At 71.7% G+C, this 14253-nt stretch carries 13 protein-coding genes; 5 read left to right on the top strand and 8 right to left on the bottom strand.

The features are described from left to right. Positions 1 to 64 precede the first annotated feature (64 nt). The 3 genes from OG933_RS33540 to OG933_RS33530 all read right to left on the bottom strand — a co-directional run bounded on the left by OG933_RS33540 (position 65) and on the right by OG933_RS33530 (position 2440). Positions 65 to 1015 (bottom strand): SPFH domain-containing protein, encoded by a 951-nt coding sequence (locus OG933_RS33540; protein WP_020130381.1) that lies wholly within the window; start codon positions 1013 to 1015, stop codon positions 65 to 67. Between the two features lie 142 nt (positions 1016 to 1157). Continuing rightward, positions 1158 to 1589 (bottom strand): NfeD family protein, encoded by a 432-nt coding sequence (locus OG933_RS33535; protein WP_020130382.1) that lies wholly within the window; start codon positions 1587 to 1589, stop codon positions 1158 to 1160. A 53-nt stretch (positions 1590 to 1642) separates the two neighbouring features. Then, a complete protein-coding gene (locus tag OG933_RS33530; RefSeq protein WP_054239278.1) occupies positions 1643 to 2440 on the bottom strand; it encodes an ABC transporter ATP-binding protein in 798 nt (265 codons plus the stop codon). 153 nt (positions 2441 to 2593) lie between these two features. On the opposite strand from OG933_RS33530, the gene OG933_RS33525 reads away from it, so the two are divergent. Next, positions 2594 to 3382, top strand: a complete 789-nt coding sequence (locus tag OG933_RS33525) for a hypothetical protein (protein ID WP_362520906.1) — start codon at positions 2594 to 2596, stop codon at positions 3380 to 3382. Between the two features lie 250 nt (positions 3383 to 3632). Here the strand turns inward: OG933_RS33525 and OG933_RS33520 are convergent, their stop codons facing one another. From OG933_RS33520 to OG933_RS33505, 4 genes are all read right to left on the bottom strand, one after another. Continuing rightward, positions 3633 to 3872, bottom strand: a complete 240-nt coding sequence (locus OG933_RS33520) for a chaplin (protein ID WP_362520903.1) — start codon at positions 3870 to 3872, stop codon at positions 3633 to 3635. 193 nt (positions 3873 to 4065) lie between these two features. Then, a complete protein-coding gene (gene chpE, locus OG933_RS33515) occupies positions 4066 to 4311 on the bottom strand; it encodes a chaplin ChpE (RefSeq protein WP_057599241.1) in 246 nt (81 codons plus the stop codon). Positions 4312 to 4447: 136 nt separating this feature from the next. Beyond that, positions 4448 to 5089: a response regulator transcription factor gene (locus OG933_RS33510; RefSeq protein WP_020130387.1), complete on the bottom strand. Its 642-nt coding sequence runs from the start codon at positions 5087 to 5089 to the stop codon at positions 4448 to 4450. Continuing rightward, positions 5082 to 6227, bottom strand: coding sequence for a GAF domain-containing sensor histidine kinase (locus OG933_RS33505; RefSeq protein WP_362520900.1), 1146 nt, complete (start codon positions 6225 to 6227; stop codon positions 5082 to 5084). Before OG933_RS33505 ends, OG933_RS33510 begins: the two co-directional genes overlap by 8 nt. Positions 6228 to 6469: 242 nt before the next feature. Here OG933_RS33505 and OG933_RS33500 point away from each other — a divergent pair, with 242 nt between their 5' ends. The 3 genes from OG933_RS33500 to OG933_RS33490 all read left to right on the top strand — a co-directional run bounded on the left by OG933_RS33500 (position 6470) and on the right by OG933_RS33490 (position 9341). Then, on the top strand, positions 6470 to 7168 hold the full coding sequence (locus OG933_RS33500; protein ID WP_405630584.1) for an SDR family NAD(P)-dependent oxidoreductase: 699 nt from the start codon (positions 6470 to 6472) through the stop codon (positions 7166 to 7168). Next, positions 7165 to 8304: an S-adenosylmethionine:tRNA ribosyltransferase-isomerase gene (locus tag OG933_RS33495; RefSeq protein ID WP_405630582.1), complete on the top strand. Its 1140-nt coding sequence runs from the start codon at positions 7165 to 7167 to the stop codon at positions 8302 to 8304. The genes OG933_RS33500 and OG933_RS33495 overlap by 4 nt, the downstream gene beginning before the upstream one ends. Positions 8305 to 8606: 302 nt before the next feature. Further along, complete coding sequence (locus tag OG933_RS33490; RefSeq protein WP_362520890.1) at positions 8607 to 9341, top strand: transglycosylase SLT domain-containing protein; 735 nt, start codon at positions 8607 to 8609, stop codon at positions 9339 to 9341. A gap of 70 nt (positions 9342 to 9411) precedes the next feature. Here OG933_RS33490 and OG933_RS33485 read toward each other — a convergent pair whose 3' ends face one another. Then, the gene (locus tag OG933_RS33485) at positions 9412 to 11934 is read right to left on the bottom strand and encodes an FHA domain-containing protein (protein ID WP_362520887.1); all 2523 of its coding nucleotides are present in this window, start codon (positions 11932 to 11934) and stop codon (positions 9412 to 9414) included. A gap of 246 nt (positions 11935 to 12180) precedes the next feature. Between OG933_RS33485 and OG933_RS33480 the strand changes: the two genes are divergently transcribed. Then, positions 12181 to 14133, top strand: coding sequence for a streptophobe family protein (locus OG933_RS33480; RefSeq protein ID WP_405630578.1), 1953 nt, complete (start codon positions 12181 to 12183; stop codon positions 14131 to 14133). Positions 14134 to 14253 lie beyond the last annotated feature (120 nt).

The raw sequence follows: 14253 nt of genomic DNA, 5'->3' as shown, positions 1-14253 counted from the left end.
GTATCCGGATGTGACCGGGGCCCGCCTTCGCTCGGAAGGTGGGCCCCGGTCGTGTGTCCGTGGGTCAGTCGATCGACGGCTTCTCGCGGCGTTCCGAGCCGCCGCCGTTGCCGGAGTTGTTGCCGCCCGAATTGCCGCCGAAGTTGCCGAAGTTGCCCATGGCGCCGGACAACCCCTTGAGGGCGTCGCCGATTTCGCTGGGGACGATCCAGAGCTTGTTGGCGTCGCCTTCGGCGATCTTCGGGAGCATCTGGAGGTACTGGTAGGAGAGGAGCTTCTGGTCCGGGTCGCCGGCGTGGATGGCCTCGAAGACCGTACGCACGGCCTGGGCCTCGCCCTCGGCGCGCAGCGCCGCTGCCTTGGCCTCACCCTCGGCGCGCAGGATCTGGGACTGCTTCTCGCCCTCGGCGGTGAGGATGGCGGCCTGGCGCGTGCCTTCGGCGGTGAGGATCGCGGCACGCTTGTCACGGTCGGCGCGCATCTGCTTCTCCATCGAGTCCTGGATGGAGGTCGGGGGCTCGATGGCCTTCAGTTCCACGCGGTTGACGCGGATGCCCCACTTGCCGGTCGCCTCGTCGAGGACTCCGCGCAGCGCCGCGTTGATCTCCTCGCGGGAGGTCAGGGTCCGCTCGAGGTCCATGCCGCCGATGATGTTGCGGAGCGTGGTGACGGTGAGCTGCTCGATCGCCTGGATGTAGCTGGCGACCTCGTAGGTCGCGGCCCGGGCGTCGGTCACCTGGTAGTAGATGACGGTGTCGATGTTCACGACCAGGTTGTCCTGGGTGATCACCGGCTGCGGCGGGAACGGCACGACCTGTTCGCGCAGGTCGATGCGGTTGCGGATGGTGTCTATGAACGGGACGACGATGTTGAGGCCCGCGTTGAGTGTCCGCGTGTAGCGGCCGAACCGCTCGACGATCGCGGCACTCGCCTGCGGGATGACCTGGATCGTCTTGATCAGGGCGATGAAGACCAACACCACCAGAATGACCAGGACGATGATGACCGGTTCCATCGCGGCTCCCCGTACCTTTCTCCGCCTCGGCGCTTTCGGAAGATCTTATGCCTGTTGAAGATCTTGCTGGACGAGTGTGACAGACCGTCGTGCGGCTCGTGAGGTGTTCTGTTCACTTACGTCGTGCGGGAGTTGCGCAGGGTCAGATGACGATCGCCGTGGCCCCCTCGATGTCCACGACATCGACTTCCTGCCCCACGTCGTAGGCGCGGTCGGTGTCGAGGGCGCGGGCCGACCAGATCTCTCCGGCGAGTTTGATGCGGCCGCCCGAGCCGTCGACGCGCTCCAGCACGACGGCCTGTTTGCCCTTCAACGCGTCGATGCCGGTGGCGAGTTGGGGACGCTGCTTGGCGTGCCGGGTCGCGATCGGGCGTACGACGGCGATCAGTGCGACGGAGACGACGATGAAGACGAGCACCTGGGCGACGGCTCCGAAGCCGAGGCCTGCCACGACGGCGGCGGCCACCGCGCCGACCGCGAACATGCCGAACTCGGGCATCGCGGTCACCACGAGCGGGATTCCGAGCGCTGCCGCGCCGACGAGCCACCACACCCACGCGTCGATGTCGTTCACACCGTCATGGTAGGGCCGCACGTCCTGCCGGGGACAGGGCGCACAGGGAGCGGTCAGGACATCGGCAGGCCCTGCGCCGTCCAGCGGTCGCCAACCTGTTCCACGACGAGCGGGAGGCCGAAGCAGAGGGAGAGATTGCGGGAGGTGAGCTCCAGCTCGACCGGGCCCGCGGCGAGGACCTTGCCCTGGCGGATCATGAGGACATGGGTGAAGCCGGGGGCGATCTCCTCGACGTGGTGCGTCACCATGATCATCGAGGGGGCGATGGGGTCGCGCGCGAGGCGGCCGAGGCGTCGTACGAGGTCCTCGCGGCCGCCGAGGTCCAGGCCGGCCGCGGGCTCGTCGAGGAGCAGCAGCTCGGGGTCGGTCATCAGGGCGCGGGCGATGAGGGTGCGCTTGCGCTCGCCCTCGGAGAGCGTGCCGAACTTGCGGTCCAGGTAGTCGCTCATGCCGAGGCGGTCGAGGAAGGCGCGGGCGCGCTGCTCGTCGACGTCCTCGTACTCCTCCTGCCAGCCGGCCGTCATGCCGTACGCGGCGGTCAGCACCGTCTGGAGGACGGTCTGGCGCTTGGGGAGCTTGTCGGCGAGGGCGATACCGGCCATGCCGACACGGGGGCGCAGCTCGAAGACGTCGGTGCCGGGGCTGCCGAGGGTCTCGCCGAGGATGGAGACGGTGCCGGCGCTGGGGAAGAGGTAGGTGGAGGCGATGTTCAGAAGGGTCGTCTTGCCGGCCCCGTTGGGACCGAGGATCACCCAGCGCTCGCCCTCCTTGACCGACCAGGAGACCTGGTCCACCAGAGCCCGGCCCTCACGGACCACGGATACGTCCTGAAGCTCCAGAACATCGCTCATGAGCGCGTTGTCTCCCCTTGCTGTGTGGCCGGTCGGTTGTCGCGGGCGCCTGTGGCTCGGACCGCCGCGCATGGGTGGGCGCGGCCTCTCCGGGAAAATCTACGCCACCGGTCGGGCGGCCCGATCCATCGGTCCGGTCCTTAGGGTGGAGGCATGCTCTCGGAACCGCGCTCTGGTCGCCTTGCCGCTTGGGGAAATGCCCTGTTGGCCGGAATTGTCTCGCCGGACGACGCCGTCCTCGCCATCGTCGGCGAGGACGCCGTGCACCGGGTGGAGGGGCTGCCCGGTGAGTCGGCGCCCGTCGGACTCACGCTCGCGCTGGGGCGGCTGCGGGCGCTCGGGGTGAACGGGCTGCGGGTGGCGTTGCCCGCGCCGGGACATCCGCTGGGGCTGAGCGGGCCGCCGGAGTTCAACACGCGGGCGCTGGAGGCGGAGGAGGCCGTGGTCTGTCACGGCGCCGGGTACGGGCTGGTGCCGGAGGTGTACGAGGCCGGGCCCGACGGTGATGTACATGTCGAGGTCGTGTGGCACTGCCTGCCGGTGCGGGAGGCTCCGCCGGCCGATGTGCCGTCGCTGGGCGAGGCGGAGCGGGAGCTGGCGGAGGCTCTGCGGGACGCCACGGCGGTGCTGGCGCGACTGGACCTGGCGGGATCGGGGCCGGTGGCGGAGGCGGCGATCGACGCGTACCGGGCTCGGGCCGAGCAGGGGCGGGAGGTTCTGGCGCCGGGGTATCCGCCGCGGGCGGTGCGGGTGCTGGAGCTGGCGCAGCGGGTGGGGCTGCTGGTGTCCCTCGCCTATGAGAACGGACCCGGGGGTGCGGTCAGCTCCGCGGAGATGGCGGTGCGTGCGGAGGCATTGCGGCCGGTCGAGCGGACGGGGCGGCGGGCGCAGGTCGCCGCGTACAACTCCGTTGTGGAGGAGCGGGAGCGGGGGGTTCGGTGAGCGTCGCTGCTCGGGTGGCCCGGGTTGGTGTGAGCCTCTGGGGGCTGTGCCCCCAGGCCCCCCTTCGGCCCTGAAGGGGCCTTGTCCTCAAGCGCCGGACGGGCTGGATTGCCGGGCGGTGGTGGAAGGTGCCGACATACCGAGCTCCGGACGGGCGGGATTGCCGGGCGGGGTTGAAATGGTCACGGCATGCAGAGGGGCCCACGTGTCGTCCGTGACGCGTGGGCCCCTCTGTGGTGCGGCTGCGAGATCAGTCGTTGATGCAGGTGTTGCCGAACGCCGGGTTCAGCACGCCGACCAGGTTGATCGTGTTGCCGCAGAGGTTGATCGGGATGTGGATCGGCACCTGGACGACGTTGCCCGAGATGACGCCCGGCGACTTCACGGCCGCGCCTTCCGCACCCGCGTCGGCGACGGCGGCACCGGCCGAGGCGCCCGCGGCGATACCCGCGACGGTGAGGGCCACAGCAGCCTTCTTGGCGATGTTCATGAGAAGCGTTCCTCCTGCGTTTGCGTGTCCGACCCGGCCGCGGGTCGGACACTGCCCAACGCGAGAGTGATCGGGAACGATGCGGGGCCCGCCGGAAAGACACCTCGTTCGGATCATTGGAGCGACAAACAGACCGGCCTCCCTCGGTGGGGGCCGAGGGAGGCCGGAGGTCACCGCGGGTGCGGGCGGAACCTCAGTGGTTGAGACCCAGGTTGCCGAAGGCCGGGTTCAGCACGCCGATGACGTTCACGCTGTTGCCGACCACGTTGACCGGGACGTGCACCGGGGCCTGGACGAGATTGCCCGAGACGACGCCCGGCGAGCCCTTGGCCTCGCCGAGAGCGGTGGCGCCGTCGGTGGCGGAGGCCATGCCGGCACCCGCGGCCATCAGCCCGCCGGCCACCATCGTCACGGCCGCTGCCTTCTTCAGGTTCTTCACTTCTGACCCCTCCTAGCGATTGCCGCGGCAATCGCCGCGGCACGCACTGGAGAACGGCGGCGGGCCACGAAGGATGCGCCATCCGGGGGACATTCCCACGACGGTATGAATCTCGGATCGGAAGTTAACCTTCCGCTCAGCGGGTCACGCCGTGGCGTACGGCCCACAGCGCGGCCTGGGTGCGGTCCGCGAGGTCGAGCTTCATCAGGATGTTCGAGACGTGTGTCTTGACGGTCTTCTCGGAGAGGACCAGGGCCCGGGCGATCTCGCGGTTGGAGCGGCCGTCCGCGATCAGGCCGAGCACCTCGCGCTCGCGTTCCGTGAGCGCGCCGCCTCTGCCCTGGCCCGAGGTGCCCTCGTCCTGGGAGAGGAGTGCGCCGGCGACCTCCGGCTGAAGCAGGATGTGGCCGGCGTGGACCGAGCGGATGGCGCCGGCGAGGGCGTCGGGGTCCACGTCCTTGTAGACGTATCCGGCGGCACCCGCGCGCAGGGCCGGGACCACCGTGCGCTGTTCGGTGAAGCTGGTGACGATCAGCACGCGCGCGGGGTTGGCCAGGTCGCGGAGTCTGCGGAGGGCCTCGACGCCGTCCATGCCGGGCATCTTGACGTCCATCAGGACGACGTCGGGTTTCAACTCCTCGGCGAGAGCGACTCCTTCGGCGCCGTCGGCGGCCTCGCCGACGACCTCGATGTCGTCCTGCACCTCCAGAAAGGTGCGCAGGCCCCGGCGGACGACCTGGTGGTCGTCGACGAGCAGCACCTTGATTGCGTCAGCCACCGGGAGCCTCCATCTCGATCGTGGTGCCCTTGCCGGGCGCCGATTCCACCGTGAGCGTGCCACCTACCCCGCTCGCCCGGTCCCGCATCGACACCAGCCCTAGGTGGCGGCCGGCCCGGCGGACCGTCGTCGGGTCGAAGCCGCCGCCGTCGTCCGTGACGCGCAGGACCGTGCCCGGGCCGCGCTTGCCGAGGGTCACCTCGACGCACTGTGCCCCGGAGTGGCGCAGCGCGTTGTGCAGAGCCTCCTGGGCGACCCGCAGCAGGGCCTCCTCCTGCGCGGCGGGCAGAGCGCGGACGCCCTGACTGGTGAAGGTCACGCGCGCGGCATGGGCGCGGTCGAGGACCTGGATGTGGGTGCGGAGGGTGGCGACGAGGCCGTCCTCGTCGAGGGCCGCGGGGCGCAACTCCACCACGGCGGCGCGCAGTTCGTCGGCGGCCTCCGCGGCGAGCGCCGCGACCTGTTGCAGTTCGCCCTTCGCGCGCGCGGGGTCGCGGTCGACGAGGGCGGTGGCGGCCTGGGCCGTCAGGCGCAGGGAGAACAGCTTCTGGCTGACCGCGTCGTGCAGTTCGTGGGCCAGCCGGGAGCGTTCCTCGGCGATCGTCAGTTCACGGCTGCGCTCGTACAGGCGGGCGTTGGTGAGGGCTATCGCGGCGTGCTGGGCGAGGATCGCGAGCAGTTCCTCGTCGTCCTCGGTGAAGCCGCAGCCGCCGTGGGGCCTGGCGCAGTTCTTGTTGGCCAGGAACAGGGCGCCGAGGACCTCGTCGCCGTCCCGGACGGGCAGGCCCAGGAAGTCGGACATCTCGGGGTGGGCGGACGGCCAGCCCTCGAAGCGCGGGTCCTTGCGGACGTCGGCGAGGCGCTGGGGCCGGGCCTCCTGGAGCATCGCCGCCAGGATGCCGTGCTGGCGGGGCAGCGGACCGATGGCCTTCCACTGCTCCTCGCCGACGCCGTCGACGACGAACTGGGCGAAGCCGCCGTGGTCGTCGGGGACGCCGAGGGCGGCGTACTGCGCGTCCAGCAGTTCGCGGGCGGAGGCGACGATCGTCTTGAGGACGTCGCGGACCTCGAGGTGCCTGCTCATGGCCAGCAGCGCGGAACTCACCGCGGCGAGGCCGGACCGGGGGCCTTGACTCATGCCCTCACGGTACCGGCGGGGTGTGACAGCGCGGATCGGTCCTGTGACGGCCACGGGCTGCGGCGGAAGACCTAGGTCCGAGGTCCCCGGTACCGCGGCCTAGGGCGAAGGGACCGGGTGCCCGGGCGTACGACGAAGGGCCCCTCCGGCTTGCGTCCCGCGTCCGAGGCGGGGGCGGGGGGCCGGTTCCTACGTTGGGATCACCGCCGGACGGAGGCGGGTCGGACGAGGGGACGGTTGTCATGCCGGTTGCGATCATCACGGGTGCGTCGAAGGGGCTGGGGCGGGCGCTGGCCGAGGCGCTGGCCGCACGTGGCTGGGATCTGGTGCTCGACGCCAGAACCGCGGACGTGCTGAAGGAGACGGCGGCGGCCGTCGCGGCGCACGGGGCCCGGGTCGAGGCCCGTGCGGGGGATGTCACCGACGCGGCGCACCGGGCCGAGCTGGTGGCGGCCGCCTGGCGGCTCGGGGGATGCGACCTGCTGGTGAACAACGCGAGCGCGCTGGACGCCGAGCCGCTGGTGCGGTTGGCCGAGCTGCCCCTGGACGGGCTGCGGCGGGCACTGGAGGTGAACGTGGTGGCGGCGCTGGGGCTGGTCCAGGAGGCGCTGCCGCTGCTGCACGGCGCGCGGGCGGGCGCGGTGATCACGGTCAGCTCGGACGCGGCGGCCGAGGCGTACGAGACCTGGGGCGGCTACGGGGCGTCCAAGGCGGCCCTGGACCATCTCGCGGCGGTGCTCGGTGCGGAGGAGCCGGGGCTGCGGGTGTGGGCGGTGGACCCCGGGGACATGGCCACGGACCTGTACGCGGCGGCCGTACCGGAGGACGACGATCCGCGGCCGGATCCGGCCGGTGTGGCGCCGGCCTTCCTGCGGCTGCTGGACGAGCGTCCCGCGAGCGGGCGGTACGGGGCTCCGGCCCTGCTGGAGGGACGGCGATGACGCTGGCGCTGGGGGTGCCGCCGCACGAGCGCAGCCGAGGGTGGGGGAAGGTGCCGAAGGAGCTGTCGGCTCGGGTGCCGGCCGAGCAGCGCGGGCCGGGACGGGACCGGGACGACGTACGGCTGCTGGTGTCGCGGGGGACGGAGGCCACGCATCACGCGTTCCGGGAGCTGCCGTGTCTGCTGCGGGCCGGGGACCTGCTCGTGGTGAACACCTCGCCGACGCTGGCGGCGGCCGTGGACGGCCGGATCGGGCACGCGCGCGTGGTGGTGCACTTCTCCACGCGCGGTGACGACGGACGGTGGGCCGTGGAGCTGCGGGAGCCGGACGGGAAGGGCACCACCCGCGCGCGTGCGGGTGGGCCCGCGGGGGCCGAGGTGCGGCTGGCCGGGGGTGTGCGGCTGACGCCGGAGGAGCCGCTGAGCCCGGGGAGCGGACGGCTGTGGTGGGCGCGGGTGTCCCCCGTCGGCGCGGTGCCCGGGCTGCTGCGGGAGCACGGGCGGCCCATCCGCTACTCCTATACGGAGCGGGATCAGCCGCTGTCCGTCTACCAGACGGTGTTCGCGTTGCCGTCGGCCGACGGGTCGGGCAGTGCGGAGATGCCGAGTGCGGCGCGGCCCTTCACCGCGGGGCTGGTGGCGGAGCTGGTGAGCCGGGGGGTGCAGTTCGCGCCGATCACCCTGCACACCGGGGTCGCCTCGGCGGAGGTGCACGAGCCGCCGTACCCGGAGCGGTTCGTGGTGCCCGAGGCGTCGGCGCGGCTGATCAACGCCGTGCGCGGTGGTGGGGGGCGGCAGGCGCGCGGGCGGGTGATCGCGGTGGGGACGACCGCTGTGCGGGCCGTGGAGTCGGCGGCCGGGGTGGACGGGGTCGTACGCGCGCGTGCGGGATGGACGGATCTCGTGGTCACTCCCGCGCGCGGGGTGCGGGTGGTGGACGGGCTGCTGACCGGGCTGCACGAGCCGGAGGCCTCGCATCTGCTGATGCTGGAGGCGGTGGCGGGGCGGGACGCGATCGGCCGTGGCTACGAGGAGGCGCTGGGCGGGCGCTACCTGTGGCACGAGTTCGGGGACGTGCACCTCGTCCTTCCGGAGGAGAGCGCTGACGCAGAGCATTGCTCGGGCAACTGCCAGTGAGAACAGGGTGGGGCCCGTGTGAGCCCGCACATAGGGCGCGGATCACGTACTACGGGCAATAGGAGATAAAGGGGACACGGTGAGCGGGGCAGATGGTTCCATCTGTCCCGATTTGCCCTTCCCTGATCCACTATCGGGGATCGTACGTCACACCTTTGCCTGCCCATTTTGCGGCCGCTAACAATGGCTCTCGTCGCTCAGCGCCGTGGGTTCTCCCCCGGCGGCGCCCGTGCCGAAAGCACCCGCTGTCCGCCGTCGGACGAAGAGAGCGACCTCCGCGCTATTCGAAGAGGTCCATCCGCATGCCCAAGAACACTCGTAAGATCGCGATCGCCGGTGCCGCCACGCTCGGTGCCGCTGCCCTCGCCTTCTCCGTGGTGCCGGCCGACGCGCAGACGACCACTACGGACGCCGTCTCCTCGGCCCGGGTCGCCTACAACGCCGCACCGGCGCAGGCCGTCAAGGCCAGCGTGACCGACCAGCTGGCCACGACGAGCGTGAAGGTCGACGCCATCGAGGCCAAGAAGAAGGCCGCCGCGGCCGCCGCCGCCAAGAAGAAGGCAGCCGCCGAGGCCGCCGCGAAGGCAGCGGCAGCGAAGAAGAAGGCGGCCGCTGCGGCCGCCGCCAAGAAGGCTGCCGCCGCGCGCACGGCCAAGGAGGCCGCGAGCCGGTCCACCGAGCGTGTCGCGGTCAAGAAGGCCGCCACCAAGAGCTACGCCAACAACCTCGACGGCTGGATCAAGCACTCCCTGGACATCATGAAGTCCAAGGGCATCCCGGGCTCCTACAGCGGTCTGCACCGCAACATCATCCGGGAGTCCTCGGGCAACCCGAAGGCGATCAACAACTGGGACATCAACGCCATCAACGGCATCCCGTCCAAGGGCCTGCTCCAGGTGATCCCGCCGACCTTCGCCGCGTACCACGTCGCCGGGACGTCCTGGAACATCTACGACCCGGTCGCCAACATCACCGCCGCCGCGAACTACGCGGCCGACAAGTACGGCACGATCGACAACGTCGACAGCGCGTACTGAGCCACCTCCGCACGCCGATGGGCGGCACCCCGTACCGGGGGTGCCGCCCATCGGCGTACTACGGCAGCGACTACTTGCGCATGACCTCGGGCTCGTGGCGGCGCAGGAAGCGGGCCACGAAGAAGCCGCAGATCACGCCGAGGACGATCAGCGCGACCATGTCCAGGCCCCAGGCGCCGACGGTGTGCTCCCACAGCGGGTCCGTCTCGCCGCCGTCCTTGGGCGGGCTGATCTTGTTGAAGTCCAGCGTGGCACCCGCGGCGGCGACCGCCCAGCGCGAGGGCATCAGGTACGAGAACTCGTTGACGCCGACCGCGCCGTTCAGGGTGAACAGGCAGCCGGTGAACACGACCTGGATGATCGCGAACATGACCAGCAGCGGCATGGTCTTCTCGGCCGTCTTGACCAGCGACGAGATGACCAGGCCGAACATCATCGAGGTGAAGCCCAGCGCCATGATCGGGATGGAGAGCTCGAACATGGTGGCGCTGCCGAGGACCAGGCCCTCGGTCGGGATCTCCCGGCTCGCGAAGCCGATCACGCCGACCAGCAGGCCCTGGAGCACGGTGACCACGCCGAGCACGAACACCTTGGACATCAGGTACGCGGACCGGGACAGACCCGTGGCGCGTTCCCGCTCGTAGATGACGCGTTCCTTGATGAGCTCGCGGACCGAGTTGGCCGCTCCCGCGAAGCAGGCGCCGACCGCGAGGATCAGCAGGACGGTGGTGGCCGTGCCGTTGGGGATGATCCGGCCGGTCTTCGGGTTGACCGGGTTGGGCAGCAGACTGTTCCCGGAGTCGATCAGCAGGCTCACCGCGCCGAGGACGGCCGGCAGGATCACCGTCAGGGCCAGGAAGCCCTTGTCGGAGGCGATCACCGAGACATAGCGGCGCACCAGTGTGACGAACTGGGACATCCAGCCCTGCGGCTTCGGCGGCTTCATCGCCTGCATCGGCGGCATCTGTACGGACTGCGGCGCGATGGCGTCGATGTCCGCGGCGTACATCTGGTAGTGCTGCGAGCCCTTCCAGCGGCCCGCCCAGTCGTAGTCGCGGTAGTTCTCGAAGGCGGAGAAGACGTCGGCCCAGGTGTCGTAGCCGAAGAAGTTCAGCGCCTCCTCGGGCGGGCCGAAGTAGGCGACGGCACCGCCCGGCGCCATCACGAGCAGCTTGTCGCAGATCGCGAGTTCGGCCACCGAGTGCGTGACCACCAGGACCGTGCGGCCGTCGTCGGCGAGGCCGCGCAGCAGCTGCATGACATCGCGGTCCATGCCCGGGTCGAGGCCGGAGGTCGGCTCGTCCAGGAAGATCAGCGACGGCTTGGTGAGCAGTTCCAGGGCCACCGAGACGCGCTTGCGCTGACCACCGGAGAGGGAGGTGATCTTCTTCTCTTTGTGGATGTCGAGCTTCAGCTCGCGCAGCACCTCGTCTATGCGGGCGTCGCGCTCGGCGCCCGTGGTGTCGGCGGGGAAGCGGAGCTTGGCCGCGTACTTGAGGGCCCTCTTGACGGTCAGTTCCTTGTGCAGGATGTCGTCCTGCGGGACCAGACCGATGCGCTGGCGCAGCTCGGCGAACTGCTTGTACAGGTTCCGGTTGTCGTAGAGGACGTCGCCCTGGTTGGCCGGGCGGTAGCCCGTCAGCGCCTTGAGCAGGGTCGACTTGCCGGAACCGGACGGTCCGATGACCGCGATCAGGGACTTCTCCGGGACACCGAAGGAGACGTCCTTGAGGATCTGCTTGCCGCCGTCGACCGTGACGGTCAGATGGCGGGCCGAGAAGGAGACCTCACCGGTGTCGACGAACTCCTCGAGCCGGTCGCCGACGATCCGGAACGTCGAGTGGCCGACGCCCACGATGTCGGTGGGCCCCAGCTGGACCGAGCCGCCCTTGGGGATCGGCTGGCCGTTGACGTAGGTGCCGTTGTGCGAGCCGAGGTCGCGGATCTCCATGCGGCCGTCGGGCGTCGAGTGGAACTCGGCGTGGTTCCGCGAGACCTGGAGGTCGGAGACGACCAGCTCGTTCTCCAGGGCACGGCCGATGCGCATCACGCGGCCGAGGGAGAACTGGTGGAACGTGGTCGGGCTGCGGTCTCCGTAGACCGGCGGCGCCCCCGCGCCTCCACCGGGCACATTCTGCACGTACGGCTCGCTCGGCCCCTGCTGCTGCGGGACATGCGGCGCGCCCTGCTGCGGCGGCTGCCAGCCGGCCTGCGGTGCCTGCTGCGGCGGGGCCTGCTGGGCCCAGCCCGGGTTCGCGGCCTGCGCGGCGTACGGCTGCTGGGGCTGCGCGGCGGGCGCCTGCGTGCCCGACAGGTTCACGCGCGGCCCGTCGGTCGCGTTGCCCAGGTGCAGCGCCGAGCCGGGGCCGATCTCCAGCTGATGGATCCGTTGCCCCTGCGCGAACGTGCCGTTGGTGCTCCCGTGGTCCTCGACGACCCAACTGCGCCCGTTGAAGCTGACCGTGGCGTGACGCCAGGAGACCCTGGCGTCGTCGAGGACGATGTCGCCCTGCGGATCACGTCCGAGGGTGTATGGCCTGGACGGATCCAACGTCCAGGTGCGTCCGTTCAATTCCAGTACGAGTTCCGGCACTCCAGCCCCACTGAGTTGTCCCCCGAGTTAGCCCCATCAACGGGGAGTCTAGGGATGTCGAACATCGGGGGGAACTATTTCAGTAGCGGCCCCCTGACCGAAAGTCGGGCCTTGTGAAGAGCGTGCGCGAGCGTATCGGCCGTTCCCGTTGACGGGGTTGAAACCGGGCCGGAGAGTGGTAAAGGCACGCGAGGGGGACGGAAGCGGCGATCTTCGCCGCTGCGCGCCGCGGATCGGGGGGTCTGCATGAGTGCCGGTACGGGTGTCGAAGGCAGTGGGAGCGCGGCGCGCGGCAGGGGCGTGCCGTGGATCGACGTGCTGCTGGCCGCCGTCGCGGCGGTGAGCTGGGCGCTGATCGGGATGGCCGGGACGGCGGCGCTGGGGCTGCACCTCCTGGAGGCGGACTCCGCGGGCTCGTTGGGCCCGATGACGGCCGCGGTGGTGGCCCTGGCCGCCGGGGGCTCGGTGACTCCGTCGGGCGATGTGTCCGCTTTCGGGCTCACGGGCGCGGAGGCGAACACGGCCATCGAGATCACGCCATTGGGGGTGAGCCTGGTGGGCGCGCTGCTGCTGTCGTGGTTCTTCCTGCGGTCCCTGCGCGCGGCGGGAGTTGTGATCGCCCCGGCCGAACTCCTCGCGCGCGTCGGGACGGTGGTCGCGCTGTACGTGGCGATGCTCGGCGGACTGGCCTGGGCGGGGCACGACGTCATCACGCTCGACGGGGGCGCGCTGGGGCTGGACGACCTGCCCGGCGGCGGGGGCGGTGGCGGTGGCGGCCTGGAGATCCCCGGGCTCGGGGACATCGGCGGACTGCTGCCCGACCGGCTCGGTGACCTGGTCGACGCGAAGGCCGCGGTCGGCTTCACCGTCGACACGGTGCCCACGCTGCTCGGCGGCCTCGGCTGGTCCCTCGGCATCCTGCTGATCGCGCTGCTGGCCTCGCGCCGGACGCCGCTGCCGGGCGGCTGGGAGGCGGTGCACCGGGTGGTGCGTCCGGCGGTGTCCGCCGTCGTGACCGTGCTGCTGGTGGCCGTGGCGGCCGGGTTCGCCGCGGCGGCGTACGCGGCGATCGGTGACGACCACCCCCGGCGGATCGCGGGGGCGGCGCTGCTCGGCGCGCCGAACGGGGTCTGGCTGGGCATCCCGATCGGCCTGTTCGTCCCCTGGGACGGACGGGCGACGGGCGCGCTGACGAGCGTCCTCCCGGACCCGCTGGACGATCTGCTGGGCGTCGGCACCGAGCAGTCGGTGACGCTGGGCCGCCTCGCGGAGCTGGACGGCCGGGTGTGGCTGCTGGGCGTGGCGGCGGCGCTGACGATGCTGCTGGCGGGGGTGCTGACGGCGGTGCGGACGCCGGTGGGGCCTGCGGGGTTCACGCCGGGCGCGAGGACCGGGTCGGGGGCCGCGTCGGGGGCAGGGTCCGAGGGCCGGGGCGGGCGCGGGGCCGGCGCTATCGGGTTCGCCGGGCGTTGCGCCGTGCGCTTGGGGGCGGCGACCGCCGTGGCGTTGCCGTTGATCGCCTGGTTGACGAACGTGTCCGTGGACGCCTCTCTCTCCGTGCTGGGGTTCGACGCCTTCGGGGCGGGGATCGAGCTGCACGGGCACCTCGGGGCGGCGTTGCTGCTGGGTGCCGGGTGGGGCGCGGGGGCGGGGGCCGCCGGTGCGCTGCTGGCGTGGGCGAGCGGCGCCGCGGGGCGGCGGGCGGCGCCACTGGCACGGAGTGACCCGTGGGGCTCCGCGGGCCCCGGCGTGGCAGGTGGGCCTTCGGGGTACCCGGACGACCGGGCCGGGCCGTATGCGCCGGGTGCGCCCTACCGGCCGCCGAATCCGGCGACCAATCCCTATCTGCGGATTCCGGAGGAGTTGCGTGAGTCGCGGGACGCGGGGCCGCAGCGGGTCCGCCCCGAGCGGGCCAGGAAAGACAGGAGCGGGCAGCCGAGGCCCTACGAGAGCTCCCGGCGGACCGAGCCCCCCTCGGGCGAGGGGCGGCCGCCTGCCGGGCCGCCGGGGGCGGACGACGTCTACGGCGCCCCGACCGTGGTCCGGCCGATCGGGCCGGCTCCCCGCACGCCGCGCCGGCCTCCCGGTCCACGGCCCGGTGAGCGGCCGCCGCCCGGACCGGAGGAGGGTCCGCCGCCGCCTCCGCCCCCTCCTCCCGTTCCTCCGAGGGGCCCCAGGCCGCCCGGCGGACCGCGGTGAGGGGCCGGGGCCGGAACACCCGCAAAACGCCCGCAGCCGTCTGTTGTGGAGCGCGCCACCTCACCGACATCCACTGTTCCCCGTCCGTCAGGCGGACCTCGGCGGCGCGCGGCACTGGGT

Origin of the sequence: Streptomyces sp. NBC_00016, from assembly GCF_045040885.1 — a bacterium.
GTDB lineage: Bacteria > Actinomycetota > Actinomycetes > Streptomycetales > Streptomycetaceae > Streptomyces > Streptomyces coriariae.
The sequence above is the reverse complement of the archived record's forward strand: the minus strand, read 5'-3'. Positions and strand labels throughout refer to the sequence as shown.